Source organism: Citrobacter sp. LST-B2, from assembly GCF_057983045.1.
Genome location: NZ_CP192598.1, coordinates 4,947,595 through 4,969,548 on the forward strand (window position 1 = coordinate 4,947,595; position 21,954 = coordinate 4,969,548).

General features: G+C 54.1%; 20 protein-coding genes. 5 read left to right on the forward strand and 15 right to left on the reverse strand.

Going from position 1 to position 21,954, the window contains the following annotated elements:
* Nucleotides 1-104: 104 nt before the first annotated feature.
* Both fadB and fadA read left to right on the forward strand, forming a co-directional pair.
* Nucleotides 105-2,294, forward strand: coding sequence for a fatty acid oxidation complex subunit alpha FadB (fadB, locus tag ACQ0PY_RS23795; RefSeq protein WP_044258318.1), 2,190 nt, complete (start codon nt 105-107; stop codon nt 2,292-2,294).
* Between the two features lie 9 nt (nt 2,295-2,303).
* Nucleotides 2,304-3,467 (forward strand): acetyl-CoA C-acyltransferase FadA, encoded by a 1,164-nt coding sequence (gene fadA, locus ACQ0PY_RS23800; RefSeq protein ID WP_046402115.1) that lies wholly within the window; start codon nt 2,304-2,306, stop codon nt 3,465-3,467.
* 168 nt (nt 3,468-3,635) lie between these two features.
* On the opposite strand, the gene fre is transcribed toward fadA, so the two are convergent.
* Nucleotides 3,636-4,337, reverse strand: coding sequence for an NAD(P)H-flavin reductase (gene fre / locus ACQ0PY_RS23805; protein ID WP_044258316.1), 702 nt, complete (start codon nt 4,335-4,337; stop codon nt 3,636-3,638).
* Between the two features lie 38 nt (nt 4,338-4,375).
* A complete protein-coding gene (ubiD, locus tag ACQ0PY_RS23810; RefSeq protein ID WP_044327658.1) occupies nt 4,376-5,869 on the reverse strand; it encodes a 4-hydroxy-3-polyprenylbenzoate decarboxylase in 1,494 nt (497 codons plus the stop codon).
* A 168-nt stretch (nt 5,870-6,037) separates the two neighbouring features.
* Here ubiD and rfaH point away from each other — a divergent pair, with 168 nt between their 5' ends.
* Nucleotides 6,038-6,526, forward strand: a complete 489-nt coding sequence (rfaH, locus tag ACQ0PY_RS23815) for a transcription/translation regulatory transformer protein RfaH (protein WP_042998831.1) — start codon at nt 6,038-6,040, stop codon at nt 6,524-6,526.
* Nucleotides 6,527-6,533: 7 nt separating this feature from the next.
* Here rfaH and tatD read toward each other — a convergent pair whose 3' ends face one another.
* The 9 genes from tatD to udp all read right to left on the reverse strand — a co-directional run bounded on the left by tatD (nt 6,534) and on the right by udp (nt 14,482).
* A complete protein-coding gene (gene tatD / locus ACQ0PY_RS23820; protein WP_109739670.1) occupies nt 6,534-7,316 on the reverse strand; it encodes a 3'-5' ssDNA/RNA exonuclease TatD in 783 nt (260 codons plus the stop codon).
* 41 nt (nt 7,317-7,357) lie between these two features.
* Nucleotides 7,358-8,149, reverse strand: coding sequence for a Sec-independent protein translocase subunit TatC (tatC, locus tag ACQ0PY_RS23825; protein WP_042998829.1), 792 nt, complete (start codon nt 8,147-8,149; stop codon nt 7,358-7,360).
* A gap of 2 nt (nt 8,150-8,151) precedes the next feature.
* The gene (gene tatB / locus ACQ0PY_RS23830; RefSeq protein ID WP_042998828.1) at nt 8,152-8,682 is read right to left on the reverse strand and encodes a Sec-independent protein translocase protein TatB; all 531 of its coding nucleotides are present in this window, start codon (nt 8,680-8,682) and stop codon (nt 8,152-8,154) included.
* Nucleotides 8,683-8,685: 3 nt separating this feature from the next.
* Nucleotides 8,686-8,955 carry a Sec-independent protein translocase subunit TatA gene (gene tatA / locus ACQ0PY_RS23835; protein ID WP_042998827.1) on the reverse strand — a complete coding sequence of 90 codons (270 nt, stop codon included), beginning with the start codon at nt 8,953-8,955 and terminating at the stop codon, nt 8,686-8,688.
* A 78-nt stretch (nt 8,956-9,033) separates the two neighbouring features.
* Nucleotides 9,034-10,674 (reverse strand): ubiquinone biosynthesis regulatory protein kinase UbiB, encoded by a 1,641-nt coding sequence (ubiB, locus tag ACQ0PY_RS23840; RefSeq protein WP_044258310.1) that lies wholly within the window; start codon nt 10,672-10,674, stop codon nt 9,034-9,036.
* Complete coding sequence (gene ubiJ / locus ACQ0PY_RS23845; RefSeq protein ID WP_042998825.1) at nt 10,671-11,276, reverse strand: ubiquinone biosynthesis protein UbiJ; 606 nt, start codon at nt 11,274-11,276, stop codon at nt 10,671-10,673. Before ubiJ ends, ubiB begins: the two co-directional genes overlap by 4 nt.
* A 13-nt stretch (nt 11,277-11,289) precedes the next feature.
* Nucleotides 11,290-12,045, reverse strand: a complete 756-nt coding sequence (gene ubiE, locus ACQ0PY_RS23850; protein WP_042326162.1) for a bifunctional demethylmenaquinone methyltransferase/2-methoxy-6-polyprenyl-1,4-benzoquinol methylase UbiE — start codon at nt 12,043-12,045, stop codon at nt 11,290-11,292.
* Between the two features lie 94 nt (nt 12,046-12,139).
* Nucleotides 12,140-13,567, reverse strand: a complete 1,428-nt coding sequence (gene rmuC / locus ACQ0PY_RS23855) for a DNA recombination protein RmuC (protein ID WP_044267347.1) — start codon at nt 13,565-13,567, stop codon at nt 12,140-12,142.
* Between the two features lie 153 nt (nt 13,568-13,720).
* A complete protein-coding gene (gene udp, locus ACQ0PY_RS23860) occupies nt 13,721-14,482 on the reverse strand; it encodes a uridine phosphorylase (protein WP_042998824.1) in 762 nt (253 codons plus the stop codon).
* A 260-nt stretch (nt 14,483-14,742) separates the two neighbouring features.
* Here udp and ACQ0PY_RS23865 point away from each other — a divergent pair, with 260 nt between their 5' ends.
* Nucleotides 14,743-15,552 (forward strand): dienelactone hydrolase family protein, encoded by an 810-nt coding sequence (locus ACQ0PY_RS23865; RefSeq protein ID WP_061069437.1) that lies wholly within the window; start codon nt 14,743-14,745, stop codon nt 15,550-15,552.
* Nucleotides 15,553-15,618: 66 nt separating this feature from the next.
* Here the strand turns inward: ACQ0PY_RS23865 and metE are convergent, their stop codons facing one another.
* Nucleotides 15,619-17,880 carry a 5-methyltetrahydropteroyltriglutamate--homocysteine S-methyltransferase gene (metE, locus tag ACQ0PY_RS23870; RefSeq protein WP_054176992.1) on the reverse strand — a complete coding sequence of 754 codons (2,262 nt, stop codon included), beginning with the start codon at nt 17,878-17,880 and terminating at the stop codon, nt 15,619-15,621.
* 235 nt (nt 17,881-18,115) lie between these two features.
* On the opposite strand from metE, the gene metR reads away from it, so the two are divergent.
* Nucleotides 18,116-19,069, forward strand: coding sequence for an HTH-type transcriptional regulator MetR (gene metR / locus ACQ0PY_RS23875; RefSeq protein ID WP_109739671.1), 954 nt, complete (start codon nt 18,116-18,118; stop codon nt 19,067-19,069).
* Here metR and bioP read toward each other — a convergent pair.
* The 3 genes from bioP to pldB form a co-directional block, all read right to left on the reverse strand.
* Entirely contained in the window at nt 18,957-19,856 is a 900-nt protein-coding gene (gene bioP, locus ACQ0PY_RS23880) for a biotin transporter (protein ID WP_109739672.1), read from the reverse strand. The genes metR and bioP overlap by 113 nt on opposite strands.
* Before the next feature lie 80 nt (nt 19,857-19,936).
* Nucleotides 19,937-20,737, reverse strand: a complete 801-nt coding sequence (gene yigL, locus ACQ0PY_RS23885) for a sugar/pyridoxal phosphate phosphatase YigL (protein WP_042998819.1) — start codon at nt 20,735-20,737, stop codon at nt 19,937-19,939.
* An 8-nt stretch (nt 20,738-20,745) separates the two neighbouring features.
* Nucleotides 20,746-21,768, reverse strand: coding sequence for a lysophospholipase L2 (gene pldB, locus ACQ0PY_RS23890; protein ID WP_042998818.1), 1,023 nt, complete (start codon nt 21,766-21,768; stop codon nt 20,746-20,748).
* Nucleotides 21,769-21,954: the final 186 nt, after the last annotated feature.

Genomic DNA, 21,954 nt, shown 5'->3' on the forward strand with positions numbered 1-21,954 from the left:
GGATCGGCATTTTTTTAATCAGTCATTTGCATTTTATTAACATAAAATACACACTTCGCTTCATCTGGTATGACCAGATCACCTTGCGGATTCAGGAGACTGACATGCTTTACAAAGGCGACAACCTGTACCTCGACTGGCTGGAAGATGGCATCGCCGAACTGGTGTTCGATGCCCCAGGCTCAGTGAACAAACTCGACACGGCAACCGTCGCCAGCCTCGGCCAGGCGCTGGACGTACTGGAAAAACAAACAGATTTAAAAGGGCTGCTGCTGCGTTCGAATAAAGCAGCCTTTATCGTCGGTGCCGATATCACCGAATTCCTTTCGCTGTTTCTCGTTCCCGAAGAACAGCTCAGCCAGTGGTTGCATTTCGCCAACAGCGTCTTTAACCGTCTGGAAGATCTGCCGGTCCCCACGCTTTCTGCGGTTAACGGCTATGCGTTAGGTGGCGGCTGCGAATGCGTACTGGCGACCGATTACCGCCTGGCGACGCCGGATCTGCGTATCGGTCTGCCAGAAACAAAGCTGGGCATCATGCCAGGCTTTGGCGGTTCCGTACGTATGCCGCGCATGTTAGGCGCGGACAGCGCACTGGAGATCATTGCTGCCGGTAAAGACGTTGGTGCTGAACAGGCGCTGAAAATCGGTCTGGTCGATGGCGTCGTGAAAGCGGAAAAACTGATTGAAGGCGCAAAAGCAGTTTTACGTCAGGCCATCAGCGGCGATCTGGACTGGAAAGCGAAGCGTCAGCCGAAGCTGGAACCGCTGAAGCTCAGCAAAATTGAAGCTGCCATGAGCTTTACCATTGCCAAAGGCATGGTCGCGCAAACGGCAGGCAAACATTACCCGGCCCCGATGACTGCAGTGAAAACCATTGAAGCCGCCGCGCGTTTTGGCCGTGAAGAAGCGCTTAATCTGGAAAACAAAAGTTTTGTTCCGCTGGCGCACACCAATGAAGCCCGCGCGTTGGTCGGTATCTTCCTTAACGACCAATATGTGAAAGGCAAAGCGAAGAAGCTGACCAAAGACGTTGAGACGCCAAAACAGGCTGCTGTGCTGGGTGCAGGCATTATGGGCGGCGGTATCGCGTATCAGTCGGCGTGGAAAGGCGTGCCGGTTATCATGAAAGATATCAATGACAAATCCCTGACCCTCGGAATGACCGAAGCGGCTAAGCTGCTGAACAAACAGCTTGAGCGCGGCAAAATTGACGGTCTGAAGATGGCGGGCGTGATTTCGACCATTCACCCTACGCTGGACTATGCCGGTTTTGATCGCGTGGACATCGTGGTCGAAGCCGTGGTTGAAAACCCGAAAGTCAAAAAAGCGGTGCTGTCCGAAACGGAAGACAAGGTTCGCCCGGATACCGTGCTGGCCTCTAACACCTCCACCATTCCCATCAGTGAACTGGCAAGCGTGCTGAAACGCCCGGAAAATTTCTGCGGGATGCATTTCTTTAACCCGGTTCACCGGATGCCGCTGGTTGAGATCATTCGTGGCGAGAAAAGCGCCGATGAAACCATCGCGAAAGTAGTCGCCTGGGCAAGCAAAATGGGCAAAACACCGATTGTGGTGAACGACTGCCCTGGCTTCTTTGTAAACCGCGTACTGTTCCCTTACTTCGCGGGATTCAGCCAGTTGCTGCGCGACGGAGCGGACTTCCGCAAAGTCGACAAGGTCATGGAAAAACAGTTCGGCTGGCCGATGGGCCCGGCATACCTGCTTGATGTTGTCGGCATTGATACAGCGCATCACGCGCAGGCCGTGATGTCCGCAGGCTTCCCGCAGCGGATGCAAAAAGATTATCGCGACGCGATCGATGCGCTGTTTGACGCCAGTCGTTTTGGTCAGAAAAACGGTCTGGGCTTCTGGCGCTATAAAGAAGACAACAAAGGTAAGCCGAAGAAAGAAGAGGATGCCACCGTTGATGACCTGCTGGCTGACGTCAGTAACGCGAAGCGTGATTTCAGCGAAGACGAAATTATCGCCCGTATGATGATCCCGATGGTCAACGAAGTGGTGCGCTGTCTCGAAGAAGGCATTATCGCCAGTCCGGCAGAGGCCGATATGGCACTGGTTTACGGTCTGGGCTTCCCTCCGTTCCACGGCGGCGCGTTCCGCTGGCTGGATACGCTCGGCAGCGCGAAGTATCTCGATATGGCGCAACAGTATCAGCACCTCGGTCCGTTATACGACGTTCCGGAAGGTCTGCGTAATAAAGCGCGTCATAACGAACCGTATTATCCCCCGGTTGAGCCTGCCCGTCCGGTCGGCGACCTGAAAACGGCTTAAGGAGTCACAATGGAACAGGTTGTAATTGTTGATGCGATCCGTACCCCGATGGGCCGTTCGAAAGGGGGCGCGTTTCGCAACGTGCGTGCGGAAGATCTCTCCGCACATTTGATGCGTAGTCTTCTGGCGCGTAATCCGGCGCTTGAAGCGGCGGCGCTTGATGACATCTACTGGGGTTGCGTGCAGCAGACGCTGGAGCAGGGCTTTAACATCGCCCGTAACGCGGCGCTGCTGGCGGAAGTTCCACACTCCGTTCCGGCGGTGACCGTCAACCGTCTGTGCGGCTCTTCCATGCAGGCATTGCATGACGCCGCACGAATGATTATGACCGGTGATGCACAGGCCTGTCTGGTGGGTGGCGTGGAGCATATGGGCCATGTGCCGATGAGCCACGGCGTCGATTTTCACCCAGGTCTGAGCCGTAACGTCGCCAAAGCGGCGGGCATGATGGGACTAACGGCGGAGATGCTCTCACGCATGCACGGCATCAGCCGTGAAATGCAGGATGCCTTTGCCGCACGTTCACACGCCCGCGCCTGGGCCGCCACGCAGTCCGGCGCGTTTAAGAACGAAATTATCCCAACCGGTGGGCATGACGCCGATGGCGTGCTGAAGCAGTTTAACTACGACGAAGTGATCCGTCCGGAAACCACGGTTGAAGCGTTATCTACCCTGCGTCCGGCGTTTGACCCGGTCAGCGGCACGGTCACCGCAGGAACCTCTTCTGCACTCTCCGATGGTGCCGCCGCCATGCTGGTGATGAGCGCGAGTCGTGCACGCGAGTTAGGTCTGAAACCACGCGCCCGCGTGCGCTCAATGGCAGTGGTCGGTTGTGATCCTTCCATCATGGGATACGGTCCGGTTCCGGCGTCGAAACTGGCGCTGAAAAAAGCGGGGCTTTCGGCCAGTGATATCGGTTTGTTTGAGATGAACGAAGCGTTTGCTGCGCAGATCCTGCCGTGTATTAAAGATCTGGGGTTAATGGAGCAGATTGACGAGAAGATCAACCTTAACGGCGGCGCGATCGCGCTCGGTCACCCGTTGGGTTGTTCTGGCGCGCGTATCAGCACCACGTTGTTGAACCTGATGGAACGCAAAGATGTCCAGTTCGGCCTGGCGACGATGTGTATTGGGTTGGGTCAGGGTATCGCGACCGTGTTTGAGCGGGTGTAAAGATATTCACTCATTGTCGGCCGGGTAAGCGAAGCGCCCCGGCTCGATTGCCGGATGGCGACGCTAAAGCATCTCATCCGGCCTACAACGAAAACGTCACGGTATAACCATTTAGTTGCCGTTCTTCCCGCCTGTCAGGGGCGGGTTTTTTCTTCTTCGTTTCTCTTCTTAGATAAATGAGAACGCATCGCCAAACAGGCGATCTTCACGTGCGCTGCGCTCATTACAGAACAGGTCACGCGCGATTTTCGCCATCTCAAAACGCCCGGCAATGTAGATGTCATGATCGGCCAGCGTTCCGTGATCCTGCATCACCGCCGTTAAGACCGTCCCTGTACGCCCACGCCAGCCGGCTTCCGGTTGTTCCACCACGGCTTCGACGCGCAGATTGGGATGGTTGACAGAGAGCGCTTCAAGTTCAGAGAGATCGTAGAGATGCTTCTCTTCACGTCCCCCCCAGTAAATCGTGACCTCACGATTGGGATTATGCGCCAGCGCCGTCAGCAGAATGGAACGGGCGTAGGAAAAACCCGTACCACCAGCAATCAGGATCAGTGGACGCTCTTCATCGTCACGCAGCCATGCGTCGCCGTGCGGAATATCTATCGTTATCTCATGATCTTTCAGGATGCGATCCATCACTGCTTTGGCATAGAGATTAATTTCTGACGCGCCAATGTGGAGCTCAATAAAACCCTGCTCATCCGGCGTAGAGGCCATCGAGAACGGACGTTTATCCCGCTCATCCATCACGACCATCAAATATTGACCGGCACGAAAGGAAAATGCCGCGTCGGGTACTAAACGAACACGGTATACGGTATCAGTGATAGCTTCTACCGAGGTCACTTTACAGCTTAAGGTTGTCATGCGCTCCCTCTATGGGTCTGTAGGGCAAAACGAGCGCCTCAGGCGCCTTTACCGTCATTAAAGATGGCCAGTTCATCCCAAATCGCATCAATGCGGGCGGTCACGTCGGGGTCTTTTTTAATTGGACGTCCCCACTCGCGTTGGGTTTCACCTGGCCATTTGTTCGTGGCATCCAGCCCCATTTTTGAACCCAGACCGGAGACCGGCGAGGCAAAATCCAGATAATCAATTGGCGTATTTTCTACCAGCACCGTGTCCCTGGCCGGGTCCATACGGGTGGTAATCGCCCAAATCACATCGTTCCAGTCGCGTGCATTGACGTCATCATCACAGACGATAACAAATTTGGTGTACATAAACTGGCGTAAAAATGACCAGACACCCATCATGACGCGTTTCGCATGCCCCGCGTACTGTTTTTTAATCGTGACGACGGCAAGGCGATAAGAGCACCCTTCCGGCGGCAGGTAAAAATCGACGATTTCCGGGAACTGTTTTTGCAGAATCGGCACAAACACTTCATTTAGCGCAACGCCAAGTACGGCAGGCTCATCCGGCGGACGACCGGTGTAGGTCGAATGGTAAATCGCATCTTCACGCTGGGTAATATGCGTGACGGTAAAGACCGGGAAGCTATCCACTTCATTGTAATACCCCGTATGGTCGCCATACGGGCCTTCCGGTGCCATTTCACCCGGATCGATATACCCTTCCAACACAATTTCCGCACTGGCAGGCACTTCAAGATCGTTAGACAGGCATTTAACCACTTCGGTTTTCGTACCGCGCAGCAGACCGGCAAAGGCGTACTCTGAGAGTGTGTCTGGTACCGGCGTCACCGCGCCAAGAATGGTGGCAGGATCGGCGCCTAAGGCGACAGACACCGGGAAACGTTCACCCGGATGCGCCGCACACCACTCCTGATAATCAAGCGCGCCGCCACGATGGGACAGCCAGCGCATGATCAATTTATTTTTGCCAATCAACTGCTGGCGATAAATCCCCAGATTCTGCCGCTCTTTATGCGGGCCACGCGTGACGGTCAGCCCCCAGGTGATGAGCGGCGCGGCATCTTCTGGCCAGCAGGTCATAATGGGAATTCGGTTTAAATCGACGTCATCGCCAGAGATGATTTTTTGCTGACAAGGCGCACCGCGCAGTCGCTTCGTCGGCATATTCAGCACCTGTTTGAACTGCGGCAGTTTATCAAACAGATCGCGGAAGCCCTTCGGCGGCTCCGGTTCTTTCAAAAAGGCCAGTAATTTACCCACTTCCCGCAGCGCAGAGACATCATCCTGCCCCATGCCCATCGCGACACGCTTTGGCGTACCAAACAGGTTACACAACACCGGCATTGAATAGCCTTTGGGGTTTTCAAACAGCAGCGCAGGGCCACCGGCACGTAACGTGCGGTCGGCAATTTCTGTGATTTCCAGATATGGATCCACTTCAAGCGTAATGCGTTTGAGTTCACCCTGTTGTTCAAGCAGCGTCAGGAAGTCGCGTAAATCGTGATATTTCATGGCGTCCATTGTGGCCTCTTCGTAAGCGCCTCATTATACGGCGTTCATCATCGTGATGCTGTATTTTTGTTAAATTAGCGTGAACTCTGGCAGCCCACCGCCGCCACCGGGATTATAATTAACTTCACGCCTTACATTTGCTATGCTTGCGCCCCGAATAAGCGGATAAGAGCCATTATGCAATCCTGGTATTTACTGTACTGCAAACGCGGGCAACTTCAGCGTGCTCAGGAACACCTCGAAAGACAGGCAGTGAGCTGCCTGACACCGATGATCACCCTGGAAAAAATGGTGCGTGGAAAACGTACTGCAGTCAGCGAACCCCTGTTCCCTAACTATCTGTTCGTGGAATTTGACCCGGAAGTGATTCATACCACGACGATCAATGCCACGCGCGGCGTCAGCCATTTTGTCCGCTTTGGCGCATCACCGGCAATTGTCCCTGCTACGGTGATTCACCAGCTCTCCGTCTATAAGCCAGAAGGCATTGTCGACCCTGAAACGCCTTACCCCGGCGATCGAGTGGTCATCACGGAAGGGGCTTTTGAAGGCCTGCAGGCGATCTTCACTGAACCGGACGGTGAAGCGCGTTCCATGCTGCTGCTCAACCTGTTGAATAAAGAGGTGAAGCAGAGCGTGAAAAACACCGGTTTCCGTAAGCTTTAACGGCGACTTAAAACGACATTCCAAACAGTGTCCTGACGTTCGCATCCGTTGTGGCGGAAAGCCACTGCGGATCGTCTCCGCGCCAGTGGGCGATACGCTCAAGAATATGTGGCAGATATGCCGGTTCGTTACGTCGCGATGCGGGTTTCGGCGAGAGATCGCGCGGCAACAGATACGGCGCATCGGTTTCAATCAGCAACTGTTCGGCCGGAATAAACGGTAGCAATTCGCGCAGTTCCAGCCCACGACGCTCATCACAGACCCAGCCTGTAATGCCGATATGTAATCCTCTGTCGATACAGTCCTGCATTTCTTCACGCGTGCCGGTAAAGCAGTGCAGCACCGCACCCGAGAGTTTGTCCAGCCACGGATCCAGCAGCGTCAGAAATCGTGCATGCGCATCACGACAATGCATAAAAACCGGCATCTGTAACTCAGCAGCGATACGCAACTGCGCATCAAACGCCCGCTCTTGTTCCTGCGGAGTGGAAAAATTACGATTGAAATCAAGGCCACATTCGCCAATCGCCACGACCTCAGGCATTGACGCTAGCGCCACAATCGCCTCCTCTGTGGCAGGCTGCCACTGGCTACTGTCGTGCGGGTGAACACCGGCCGTCGACCAACAGTGAGGATAAATGTGCGCCAGTCGTTGCGCCTGTTGGCTTTCATGCAGGTTTGTTCCGGTGAGAAGCAGGCCCTTCACGCCAGCGGCCCTCGCGCGAGCCACAACCTCATCACGGTCTTTTAAAAACTGCGAGCTGGTTAAATTAACGCCGATATCAAACATGCTTCGCTCCATATGACAACCGCCCTGGCGGGCGGTTGAATTTACTCTTCTGTCTTCTCGGCTTTCTCAGCTTCGGCTTCTGATTCCGCCTCGTTATCTTCATCCCGTGTCTGTCGCTTACCGACATAGAAACGTGAGAAGAAAACGCCGACCTCAAACAGGAAGTACATCGGAATCGCCAGTAACGTCTGCGAAAAAACATCCGGCGGCGTCAGCAACATCCCTACCACAAACGCGCCAACTAACACATAAGGCCGTTTTTTACGCAAATCTTCCGGTGTCGTCACCCCCATCCAGCAAAGCAGCACGATGGCAACGGGCACCTCAAACGAGACCCCGAACGCCATAAACAGCGCCATGACAAAGCTCAGATAGCTGGCAATATCCGTCGAGACCTGCACACCTTCCGGCGCGGTATTGGCAAGGAAGCCAAACGCCAGCGGGAACACGACAAAGTAGGCAAACGCCATGCCGATATAGAACAGTAACGAGCTGGAGATCAGTAACGGTACCACCATGCGGCGTTCATGCTTATACAGCGCTGGCGCGATAAACGCCCAGACCTGATAAAGGATCACCGGTGCTGACAGGATCAGCGACACCATGAAGGTTAATTTGATCGGGGTGAAGAACGGTGATGCGACATCCGTCGCGATCATGGTTGCGCCCTGCGGCAACTGTTTGATAAGCGGCGAGGAAACCAGGTGATAGATGTCATTGGCAAAATAGACCAATGCCAGAAAAATCACGATAACCGCAATAATGCAGTTAAGCAGACGTTTACGCAGCTCAATCAGGTGCGTGATAAGCGGTTGAGTATCTTCTACAGCCATGTTTACGGTTTATCACTCGACGTAGGGGAGGAGCCAGCAACAGGGGCAGCGGTTTTCGGTTCAGCGTCCTTCACGTTGACGGCAGGAGACGTCTCCCCGACAATCTCAGGAGCCTGTTCCGGTGCGCTGGCCTGGACTTCAGCAGTAGCGGGCGTGACCCCTTCATGCTGTTCTTCGTTCCCTTTCACCACCGGGTTATGGATGGTGTGCGCTTCGTCGCTCGCTTTTTCGGGCTCGTTCGCGCTATAGGAACGTTTCATTGACTCCGCCGCCTGGCGCAGTTCATCCATTGAGGCTTTCAGCTCGGGAGTCAGATTTTCCAGGCTCGCTTTCTCAACCTTTTTCAGGCTGTCCTGAAACTCCTGGAGCTTAAGCTCCTGGGTCAGTTCATTCTGAACGGTGGTCGCAAGGGATCGCAATGCGCGTACCCAGCCAGCTATCGTTTTGACGGCTACCGGCAATCGCTGCGGCCCCAGTACGACGAGGCCGATAATAAACACCAGTAACAGTTCGCTAAAGCCAATATCAAACACGAATTACACCTGCTCTTTATCGTGGCTTTTCGCGTCTTCTTTTTTCGCCGTTTCTTTAGCAGCGTCTGCCGGTTTGTCAGTAATAGACTTCGCGGTAAAGTCAGCGTCCTGACTGGCTTTATCCTGTTTAGCATCATCATCACTCATGGCTTTTTTGAAGCCTTTGATGGATGCGCCAAGATCGGAACCGATGGAGCCGAGCTTCTTGGTGCCAAACAACAGTACAACGATGACGGCAATGATCACCAACTGCCAAATACTGATACCACCCATACATGTTCCTCTGTGATAGATGATGAATTAATAAGGCCGTAGTATACGTTACCCGGCCTGCCTTGAGCGATGAAAAAATCAGCGAGTTTTGCGCCAGCCGACAATCCAGGCGACCAGACCGCCTGCCATCAACCAGCCGGGCATATAGCCCCATTCAGGACGATTAATCAACAGGAATGTCCCACTCAATAGTAACGTGGCTCCAATTCCCAATAAGTAACGGGATTGGCCCTGACGCACATGATTCTCCTGAAGCTCGCGCGCAATCTTATCAACACTGTGCTGTAAATATTTGCCCTGGCGCAAACTGTCGTACACCAGTTCAGGGAGTTCTGGCATTTTTTCGACCCAGAACGGCGCTTTTTCCTTAAATGCCCTGACCAGCGCCGGAATACCGACCTGATCTTTAATCCATGATTCCAGAAAAGGCTTCGCCGTTTTCCAGAGATCCAACTGCGGATACAGCTGACGTCCTACGCCCTCAACATACAGTAATGTCTTCTGCAACAATACCAGTTGAGGCTGCACTTCCATGTTAAATCGACGCGCCGTATTGAAAAGGTTTAACAAAACGTGACCAAACGAGATTTCTGCTAGCGGTTTCTCGAAGATAGGCTCGCATACGGTACGAATCGCAAACTCAAACTCTTCAACGTTGGTATCCGGCGGAACCCAGCCTGAATCAACATGCAGTTCCGCAACCTTGCGGTAATCACGATTAAAGAACGCGATAAAGTTCTCCGCCAGGTAACGCTTATCTTCCTTGTTTAAGGAGCCGACAATGCCGCAATCAATGCCAATATATTTCGGGTTTTCGGGGTGTTCATAACTGACAAAGATGTTTCCGGGATGCATATCCGCGTGGAAAAAGCTGTCGCGAAACACCTGAGTGAAGAAAACCTGCACGCCGCGCTCCGCCAGCAACTTCATGTTGGTGCCGTTTTTCTCCAGCGTCACCACATCGGAAACCGGGATGCCATAGATGCGTTCCATCACCATCATATTCTCACTGCAGTAGTCAGAATAAACTTCCGGGATGTAGAGCATGGGGCTGTCTTCAAAGTTTCGCCGTAGCTGAATGGCGTTGGCCGATTCGCGCAGCAGGTTCAGCTCATCAATCAGTGTTTTTTCATATTCCCGCACCACTTCCGTCGGGCGCAGACGGCGACCGTCCGGTAGCAAGCGCGGCACCCAGCGGGCAAGACGATAAATCAGTCGTAGATCCGCTTTGATAACCGGCAGGATGTCAGGACGTATGACTTTGATGACGACCTCTTTGCCGTTCGATTTCAGTCTCGCCGTATGCACCTGAGCAATTGACGCCGACGCCAGCGGCTGAATCTCGAATTCATCAAACCAGGCTTCAACGGGCAGTCCGCCCATCGCTTCTTCGATTTGCGCTTTCGCCAGCTTGCCATCGAAGGGGGCGACTTTGTCCTGTAACAACGCCAGTTGATCGGCGATATGCGGAGGGAAGAGATCGCGGCGAGTTGAGAGCATTTGACCAAACTTGATCCACACCGGCCCTAACTCCTGCAGAGCCAGTCTCAGTCGCTCTCCCAATAATTTGTCTTTATGCCGGTTTGGCATCCAGAACAGGCAGTAACGCCATAACCGCAGCGGCAGCGTGATCCGCATTTTGGGGATGAGTTCATCAAGTCCGTAACTTAAAAAAGTGCGAATGATGAAATACAGGCGCCGTACTTCACCTGGCGTCATTTAGCCTCCAGTTTTTCCAGCCGCCGGGTCAGCGCATCGACAGCGCGTTCCACCGCTGCCGTTTCTTCCGCGAACCAGGCAACCTCTAACGGTCCGGGTGCCATTCGCCACTCTTCCGTAATGGCTTCGGCAACATAACGTTGCTGACGTTGGATCCCGTGACGGAGAAATTTTGCCCCGCCGCGCAGGGCTTTGCTGATCCCTTCCGCCGCGATGTCGCCGGTATAAGGCGCCAGCAGTTCAGCAGGATCGAATTCCGCCAGGTCGGCAAGGGCAACGAAATTTTGCACAACCTGAATATCACCCTGCACTTCCAGTTCGCCACTGCGAATCAGCGCAGCCAGTTGCTGGCGGTCACGTAATTTTGGCAATACGCTGGCATGAGTGATCACCGTACAATCGGCCTCGCCAGCCCACTCGCCCAGCACGTCAACCTGGCGTTCGCTGAACAGCAGAATTAATGATGTCGAAAAGCCTTTTAGCTCTACACGCAGCACTTTTCCCAGCAGACGCGCTCGCGCCGTTTTCAACGCCGGCGAACGATACAGGAATGAATTAAGCAAACTTTCCATTCCTGCAGTCACTAAGGGTTTAAAAGGCATCCCCGTTCTCCTGTCAGAACTTATAGCCACGATGTAGCGCAACCACACCCGCTGTCAGGTTGTAATAGTCGACACTTTCGAACCCGGCGTCCTGCATCATCGCTTTCAAGGTGTCCTGATCGGGATGCATACGGATGGATTCCGCCAGATAACGATAGCTATCGGCATCATTGGCGACCATTGAACCGATACGCGGCAGGATATGGAACGAGTAGGCGTCGTACGCTTTGCTCAGTGGCTCGATAATCGGTTTAGAGAATTCCAGCACCAGCAGACGACCACCTGGCTTCAGGACACGGAACATCGAGCGCAGGGCTTTGTCTTTGTCCGTGACGTTACGCAAACCGAAGGAAATAGTGATGCAGTCAAACGTATTGTCCGGGAACGGCAGCGCTTCCGCATTGGCCTGAACATATTCTACGTTGCCAATCACGCCGATATTGCGCAGCTTTTCACGACCCATTTTGAGCATTGAGTCATTGATGTCAGCCAGAATCACCTTGCCGGTCTCCCCGACCAGACGGGAGAATTTAGCCGTCAGATCGCCGGTTCCCCCGGCTAAATCCAGTACTGTCTGACCACGGCGGACGCCGCTACAGTCGATGGTGAAGCGCTTCCACAAACGATGGATGCCAAAAGACATCAAATCATTCATAACATCATATTTTGATGCCACAGAATGAAAAACGTGGGCCACCATGTCCGCTTTATGCTCTTTAGCGACAGTCTGAAAACCAAAGTGCGTCGTTTCTTGTGAATTATCCACCATCTCAGTGCCTGCTCATCAAAAAATTGTTCGAGAAGTGTAACAGATTGGGGCGCATTGCCCTACCCTTCTGCCCGTCCGGGTTACTCCGAACGGACTAATTCGATTGCTGCTTTATCCCGTCATCGTCGGAATAAGATGCATCTTCCTGCTCTTCAGGTACCGATCGCAACCGATACTCTTCATCCTGCGTTGTGGCCTGTTCCGCCAGTTCAGGGTTAATCTCGCGCTTAATTTCTACCCCTAAGCCGCGAAACGCTTCGGCCTGTGCCAGCACGTTGCCGCGCCCCGACGACAGCTTTTTCATCGCCTGACGATAGTTATCCTGCGCTTTGTCCAGACTCTGTCCGATGGAGGACATATCGTCGACAAACAGCCGCATCTTGTCATAGAGCTTACTCGCACGGTCCGCAATCTGTTGCGCATTACGGCTTTGATGTTCGTAACGCCAAAGATTCGCAATGGTTCGCAACGCCACCAGTAATGTCGTGGGACTGACCAGCATAATATTGTTTTTAAGCGCTTCAGTAATCAGTTCGGGCTGTCGGTCGAGCGCTAACAGAAACGCGGGCTCCACCGGAATAAACATCAGCACGTAATCCAGCGTGCGCAGCCCCGGAAGTTGCTGGTAGTCCTTACGTCCCAACAGGCGAATATGGTTACGCACCGAAGCAATGTGTTCCTGAAGCGCGCTTTCGCGGGTGTAATCGTCTTCCGCATTAAAATAGCGCTCATAGGCCACCAGCGTCATTTTGGCGTCGATCACCACATCTTTTCCCTGCGGTAAACGTACAATTACGTCGGGCTGCATGCGGGAACGAACGTCATTCTCGATACTGACCTGCGTTTCGTACTCATAACCTTCACGCAGTCCGGATGCTTCCAGCACACGGGTGAGTACGACTTCGCCCCAGTTCCCCTGCGTTTTATTATCGCCTTTTAGTGCACGCGTCAGGTTGACCGCTTCCTGGGCCATTTGTGCATTAAGCTGTTGGAGATTGCGAATTTCATGCGCCAGGGTGTGACGTTCTCGCGCTTCCTGACCAAAGCTGTCCTGAACCTGGCGACGGAAACCGTCCAGTTGTTCACGCAGCGGCGTCAGCAGACCATTCAGGCTCTGTCGGTTTTGCTCATCAACCCGGCGATTGCTTTGCTCAAAGATTCGGTTTGCCAGGTTTTCAAACTGTTCGCTCAGACGCTGCTCGCTGTTGATCATCTGGCGAATTTTATCTTCCGCATGCTGCTGTGTGGCTTCCATTCGCGTGGTCACTTCACGCAGATCCGCTTCCAGCGAGGTGTTAATGCTGCGCAGGCTACGTAATTCGTTATTGAGCAACTCGCACTCATCACGCCAGTGTTCACTTTGGGCAAGCTGTTGTTTGGCAGCACTTAATGCCGCAACCATCTCTTCACGTTCAGCGAATTGTTCGGCTTTCTGTTGCGCATGCTGATAGCTGGCTATCAGCCAGCCAAGCGCAATGCCCACCAGCGCAATAACCGCATAAATGATGATTGAGATATCCAAAATGCCTCCCGACGCCATACATCACCCGCACAAAATAGAATTGTGCTGTATAAACGTCCAGTTTTAAAGAACTTTCCTGCGAGGCGGTACGCAAATAATCGCGTAAAAGCAAAAGGCCGAACGCGTCGGCCTTGTTTACGGAAGAGAAGAGAATTAGATGAGACGACGTGCCGCTTCCACCACGATTTTCACCGCATGGCTTTCAGTTTGTTTCATCGTCTCCGCATTCGGGATCTCTTGCTGGGTGCGGTTGACGATTACCCCCGCAACCATCCCGGCGCGCAGGCCCTGGCTTGCACACATGGTCAGCAGCGTGGCGGACTCCATTTCGTAGTTCATCACGCCCATTGACTGCCACTCTTCCATGGAGCCTTTGAAACGACGTACTACGCGACCGGAGAAAGTGTCGTAACGTTCCTGGCCTGGGTAGAAGGTGTCAGAAGATGCAGTTACGCCCACGTGAGTTGTGGCACCGATGGATTTTGCCGCTTCAACCAGCGCGGTGGTGCATTCAAAGTCAGCGACTGCCGGATACTCCATCGGCGCAAAGTGCAGGCTCGCACCATCCAGACGAACGGACGCCGTGGTGACCAGAACATCGCCGACATTGATATGCGGCTGAATGGCCCCCGTGGTGCCAATACGCAGGAAAGTACGAATGCCCAACTGAGCCAATTCTTCCACCGCTATAGAAGTTGATGGGCCGCCGATACCGGTCGAGCAGACGATGACGGCTTTACCGTCCAGCTCTGCGCGCCAGGTAGTGAATTCACGGTGAGATGCCAGTTTAACCGGCTTCTCCATCAGCGCGGCGATCTTTTCTACACGTTCCGGATCGCCAGGGACGATAGCCAGCGTAGCCCCTTGTAAATCGTTCTTGGTGAGGCCGAGATGAAAAACGTCAGACCTGGACATATAAAACTCCTCTGTGATTCGGTTTTTGTCAGAAGAAGCAAAAAGACACTTTACCGAAGGACTTAAGATATTTTCGTGACCGCTATCACCATGATGCAATTCATTTGCATGAATTTACCTACAAAAAGTGATCAACATCACATCAATAGCCCAACTTTCTCTTTCTTTGCACAAAAAGCGAGCCGTTTGAGGCAGTGTGAATGGTTAAAGGCTGTCTATAGTTAATAGTGCGCTATTTTTCTAAGGGTACGGAGAATACCATGACATCAACACCACAAACCGGTTTTGCACCTGCAGCATCCCCTATTGCCTCTACCTCAGTGCATACCCCGGACGACGCCATCGTCGCGGGTTTTACGTCAATCCCTTCTCAGGGGGACGAGATGCCGGCGTTTCACGCCCGGCCGAAAAAGAGCGATGGCCCACTGCCTGTGGTCATTGTAGTGCAGGAAATCTTTGGCGTGCATGAACATATCCGCGACATCTGCCGTCGTCTGGCGCTGGACGGCTATTTGGCTATCGCGCCAGAACTCTACTTCCGCGAAGGCGATCCCAATGATTTCGCCGATATTCCCACGCTATTGAGCGGTCTGGTGGCGAAAGTGCCGGATTCTCAGGTTCTGGCCGATCTGGATCACGTCGCCAGTTGGGCGTCCCGCAACGGTGGCGATGTTCATCGTCTGATGATCACTGGCTTTTGTTGGGGCGGACGTATTACGTGGCTGTACGCGGCGCATAACCCGCAACTGAAAGCCGCTGTAGCCTGGTATGGGAAGTTGGTTGGCGATAAGTCGTTGAATTCGCCGAAACATCCTGTCGATGTGGCGACCGATCTGAACGCCCCGGTGCTGGGTCTGTACGGCGGTCAGGATAACAGTATTTCACAGGAGAGCGTGGAGACCATGCGCCAGGCCTTACGCGCCGCTAACGCCAATACGGAGATTGTTGTCTATCCTGATGCCGGTCATGCCTTCAATGCCGACTACCGCTCGAGCTATCACGAAGAATCTGCCAAAGACGGCTGGCAAAGAATGCTGGCGTGGTTTGCACAGTACGGAAGTAAGAAATAACGCAGGTCTGAACCGCCCCCCGACAACAGGCCCGGTGGCGACTTCGCCTTACCGGGCCCAGGAAGATCACGCCTGACGCAGATTCTGCGCGGCTTTCACCATGTTCGCCAGCGCGGCGCGGGTTTCCGGCCAACCGCGGGTTTTCAGGCCACAGTCCGGGTTCACCCACAGGCGTTCAGCCGGGATACGTTGTGCCGCTTTTTGCAACAGCGCCTCAATCCACTCTACGCTCGGGACATTCGGCGAGTGAATGTCATACACGCCCGGTCCGATTTCGTTCGGATAGTCGAACTCTTCGAACGACTCCAGAAGCTCCATGTCGGAACGTGAGGTCTCAATGGTGATCACGTCAGCATCCAGCGCGGCAATAGAATCCATGATGTCGTTAAACTCGCAGTAACACATGTGGGTGTGGATCTGGGTATCATCTTTCGCCACCGCCGCGTTGATACGGAACGCTTCCACGCCCCACGCCAGATAAGCCGCCCAGTCGCTACGACGCAACGGCAGCCCTTCGCGTAGTGCGGGTTCATCAATCTGAATGATGCCAATGCCTGCCGCTTCCAGATCCGCCACCTCATCACGCAGTGCCAGCGCGATCTGTTTGGCGATGGTTTCGCGGGTGACGTCTTCACGCGGGAAGGACCAGCAGAGAATGGTCACCGGGCCGGTCAGCATGCCTTTTACCGGTTTGTCAGTCAGCGACTGAGCATACTTCGCCCATTCTACGGTGATCGCTTCTGGACGGCTGACGTCGCCGATCACCACCGGCGGTTTCACGCAGCGAGAGCCGTAACTCTGCACCCAGCCATTCTGGGTGAAAACAAAACCATCGAGGTGCTCACCGAAATATTCCACCATGTCGTTACGCTCGGCTTCACCGTGGACCAGCACGTCCAGGCCTAAGCGTTCCTGCTCAACAATCGCTTGCTTAATATGCTCCGCGATGCCAGTGCGATAGTTGTTAGCATCAAGCTGACCTTTTTTGAAGTCCAGACGCAGGCCGCGGATTTCAGTAGTCTGCGGGAAAGAACCGATAGTGGTCGTCGGCCATGCAGGCAGGTTGAAGCGCGCACGCTGAGCTTCAGCGCGCACTTCGTACGGGTTCGCCCGCTGGCTGTCCTGCGCGGTGATGGCCGCCAGACGTTTTTCCACTGCTGCATTGTGCACACGGGTCGAGTGGCGACGCGCCTGAATCGGTGCGCTCCATTCGGCGATGGCGGCGGTATCGCCGCTGTTCAGCGCATCGCGCAGCAGCGTCAGTTCACCACACTTTTGCAGGGCGAAGGCAAACCAGCTCTTCACTTCCGCATCCAGACGCGTTTCAACGCTCAGGTCGATCGGGCTGTGCAGCAATGAGCAGGACGAGGCCACCCACAGATCGCGAAGGCCTACGATATCTTTAATCTGGGCATATTTTTCTGTCAGATCGGCACGCCAGACGTTGCGTCCATTGACCAGACCGGCAGACAGCAGCCAGTCAGTCGGCAGGCGTTTGTGCAGCGCTGTCACGTCATCTTTACCGTGGACCAGGTCAACGTGGAGTCCCTGTACCGGCAGCGCGGCAATGGTATCAAGGTTAGGCGTTACACCTTCAAAGTAGGTGGTCAGCAGCAGTTTCACCTGCCCGGAAAGCGCATCGTAGGCCGGTTTGAAGGCGTTCAGCCACGTCTGCGGCAGTTCCAGCACCAGCGCGGGTTCGTCGATCTGCACCCACTCGATGCCGCGTTTTGCCAGTTCCGCCAGCACCTGCTGGTAAACCGGCAGAATGTCTTTCAGCAGGCTCAGGCGATCGAACGACTCGCCCTTTACTTTGCCCAGCCACAGGTAAGTGACCGGGCCGAGCAGCACAGGTTTCACCTTGTGACCCAGCGCCAGCGCTTCGTCTACTTCATCCAGCAGTTGTGTCCAGGTCAGTTTGAACTGCTGACCCTTAACGAACTCCGGCACCATATAGTGATAGTTGGTGTTAAACCATTTGGTCATTTCTGCCGCCGCAGCCGGTTCGCCGGTCGGCGCACGACCGCGACCAATGCGGAACAGGGTGTCGATATCGACGGAACCATCTTTGTTCTGATGACGCGCCGGGACGTTACCGAGCAGCAGGCTGGTGGTCAGAACATGGTCGTACCAGGCAAAATCGCCGACCGGCAGTAGATCGATACCTGCCTGCTTTTGCTGATCCCAGTGACGCGCCCGCAGTTCGCGGCCCACCGCCAGCAGTTCTTCACGGGTCACATTACCCGCCCAGTAGCCCTCTTGCGCTTTTTTCAGCTCGCGACGCAGGCCAACACGAGGGAAACCGAGGGTGTGATTCAGTATTGTCATTTTACTTCCTCTAATTATATGTAAATCCTATGGATTTTTAATTCAGGGAAGGTGGCAAGTTTGCTCATCCCCGGGAGCTTACATCAGTAAGTAACCAGGGCGGGGAAACGCAGCCAACGCACCATAAATTTAAAATACGAAGGATTTTGGACGTCTGGATGTTTACACATCCATATTTGACAGTTACTGTATATTCCTCAAGCGCAATTTGTTCATGCCGAAGTGAAGGACTTTCATGATCGAGATTAAACACCTGAAAACGCTCCAGGCGTTGCGGAATACCGGGTCACTGGCAGCCGCCGCGGCGACGCTGCATCAGACCCAATCCGCCCTGTCTCACCAGTTCAGCGATCTGGAACAGCGCCTTGGCTTTCGGCTATTCATACGTAAAAGTCAGCCGCTGCGTTTCACCCCACAGGGTGAGATCCTGTTGCAACTGGCCAGTCAGGTTCTGCCACAAATTAACCGCGCGTTGCAGGCCTGCAACGAACCACAACAAACCCGTCTGCGTATCGCCATTGAGTGCCATAGCTGTATTCAGTGGTTGACCCCGGCGCTGGAAAACTTCCGCGCCAAATGGCCGCAGGTGGAGATGGATTTTAAATCCGGCGTGACGTTTGACCCCCAACCGGCGCTCCAGCAGGACGAGCTCGATCTGGTGATGACCTCTGACATTCTGCCGCGCAGCGGGCTGCATTATTCTCCGATGTTTGATTTTGAAGTTCGCCTGGTGCTGGCACCCGAGCATCCGCTGACCAGCAAAACGCAGATCACCCCGGAAGATTTAGCCAGCGAAACGCTGCTGATCTATCCGGTACAACGCAGTCGACTGGACGTCTGGCGTCATTTTCTTCAGCCCGCAGGGGTCAGCCCGTCACTGAAAAGCGTGGATAATACTCTGCTGTTGATTCAGATGGTGGCGGCAAACATGGGCATTGCTGCCCTGCCGCACTGGGTCGTGGAGAGTTTTGAACGCCAGGGTCTGGTGGTGACCAGAACCCTGGGAGAGGGCTTATGGAGCCGCCTGTACGCCGCCGTGCGTGATGGCGAGCAGCGCCAGCCGGTGACTGAGGCGTTTATTCGATCGGCGCGCAATCACGCCTGCGATCATCTGCCGTTTGTTCGGAGCGCGGAGCGACCCACTTTCGATGCACCCACAGTGAAGCCAATATCACCATCGCACCAGTAATAAAACTTGGCCAGTGAGGCTGTTGGTGCCAGATAGCCAGGTTGACCAGCAGCCCTGCGGGCACATGCATATTGTTCATAATACCCAGCGTCCCCGCATCAACCTGTGTCGCGCCGTAGTTCCACATAAAGTAGCCGATGCCTGAAGCGGCCACGCCCAGGAACACCAGAATTCCCCACTGGAGCGTGGTTTCCGGCATTTTCTGCGCATTGCCCAACAAGAACCAGGCAACTACCGCCACCAGAAATGCGCCGATGTAAAACCATGCAAAGGCGTTATGCTGGGGCATCGGGCGCGTCTCCATCAGGCGTTTATAGCCCACCATCCCGATGGCAAAACTGATGTTGGAAAGCTGTACCAGCAGCAGACCAGTCCAGAAGTGATCGGTCACCTGGTCATAACGAATAATCCCTGCGCCAATCACCGCCAGCAGCGCGCTAAACGCATACCCCCAGCGCAGCCGCCGTTTACTCATCAGATCGTAAATCAGCGTGATATAGAGCGGCGTCAACACGGTAAACAGCAGCAGTTCAGAGACAGTCAGATAGAGATAAGCGTGGAAACTCAGCATATACATGATGCCAAGCTGCATGGCTCCCACCAGCATATAAAGCCCGATAGTTTTCAGGCTGTGCCCGCGCGTACACAGGAAAGGCAGGAATACCAGCGCCGCCAGACCGACCCGAACCAACACGGCAAAGTAGCTATCGACGTGCCCGGCAAGGTATTCCCCGAACAGGCTGAAGGAGAAAGCCCACAGGATCGTGGTAATGATCAGTAACGCCACAATGGATATCTCGTAGAATATGGAGTATCCATTGTAGCGGAGAGTTAAGTTGACAACTGATTAATTAATCAGCATTCATCTTAGCGTAAGAAGAGATCGCGCAGATAATGCGGCACCGCATCGTCGATATTAGAGCCGATCACTTCCAGTTCCGGATGCAGATCCTTCAGGCGTTGATGCGCCCCGGCCATAATGCAGCCTTTGCCTGCCATTGACAGCATTTCAGCGTCGTTCATCCCGTCGCCAAAGGCGATGCAGTCTTTGAGGCTGTAACCCATCGCGTTGGCGACCGCCTCCAGCGCATGGCCTTTCGACACGCCGCCCGCCATCACTTCCAGACAGGTGAGCGTGGAGAAGCTCACGTTCACCCGATCGCCCCAGCGCGCATTAATAGCCTGTTCCAGCGGCAGCAGGACGTCATGAGAATGACTGGTGAAGAACACTTTGCTGACGCCTTCCGGCTCCAGTAAACCCGGTTCAAACAGCGAGTAATGGAACACCGCCTCTTTGAAAAATCGCATTTCATCCGGACGATGGCGGTTCATAAACCATTCGTCATCGCGATAGACGTTAGTGATGATATCCGGGTTCGCGTTCACCACCCCAAACAGATCGCTGGCAATATCGCGGTCCAGATTATGGGTAAACACCAGATTGCCATCCATATCATGCACACGCGCGCCGTTGGAGGTAATCATATAGCACTTAATCTCCAGATTATCGCGAATCTGCCCCACATCGACATGATGTCGACCGGTCGCAAAGACAAAGTTAACGCCGCGTGCGGTCAGCAGCTTCAATGTCTCTTTCGCGTAGGGGGATAGGGTATGGTCGGGAGAAAGCAGTGTGCCATCTAAATCAGACGCAACAATCTGATACATATAAAAATTCAACCTCTGAGCAAAGCGGTTTCCGCTGATGAGTTATGCTTGTTGAAAAAATCAACGATAGCCTGAAGCGCAACTGAGCGCATAGCGTCCTTTTCAAAAAGGATCTCATGGTAAGCGCCTTTAATGACCAGCGGATGCCCCCCTTCGACAGGATGGCCCGCTGCGGCGCGGAGTTCACAAAAACGTTCGTGCATGCGGTTATCCACCACACGCTCTTCTTCAGCCTGAATCAGCAGAGTTGGCGTGGCGTCATCGCCCGCGCCTGCCAGCACCTGTTCAGCCGCCAGGATGCCTTCCCGTACCCAGTGAAAGGTTGGGCCGCCGACGCGCAGCTGCGGCTCATCGGCATAAAAACGTAAATTACGCCGATAGCGTTGTCGACTGTGCGTTAATAAATTCATGCCAAAGGGCAATGCCCGCCAGCGTCCGGTGCCGATCGCATACCCTTCCCGGATACGCTGATGACCTTCGGCCCAGTCGAGGATATGGCGTACCATCCAGTCCGGCAAACGCATCACAATACCAAACATTGGCGCGCAGAGCGCGATCGCATCGCACTGATGCGGATGGCGCTGCAAAAACAGCGTCGCAATCGCCCCGCCCATCGAGTGTGCCAGAATATAACGTTTACGCCACGGTCCCGGCTGCACTTCTTGTCCCCAGAACGCCGATAAATCATCAACATAGTCGTTGAAATTGTCGACATGTCCGCGATTAGGATCCGATAGCATACGCCCGGAACGCCCCTGACCGCGATGGTCAATAATGAGGACATCAAAGCCCAGATGAAACAGGTCATACGCCAGCTCAGCGTACTTTACATAGCTTTCAATTCGCCCCGGACAGATGACAATGACACGATCGTTATGCGCTGCGCGAAACCGGACAAACCGCACCGGCACACGACCGACGCCGGTCAATTCCGCTTCCTCGCGCTGACGCCAGAAGTCTGTCAGCGGCCCCATGGAAAAAGCCGCAAACGCGTTTTCTCTCGTTTCCCAGTCTTTTTGCTGCTGAAACATCGGGTATCCAGCCTCGTTTACCAGGTAAAAATCGTTTTTTTAATCATGTCTGACACAACACCGCAACAGTAGCGTATTGTGGCATATACCCGTCATACTTCAAGCTGCAGATGCGCTGGCTTTCCTCGCTCATCCCCGTCATGTACTCCCTGTACGCGCCTGGGATTTCGCTGCGTCGCCGCCTTT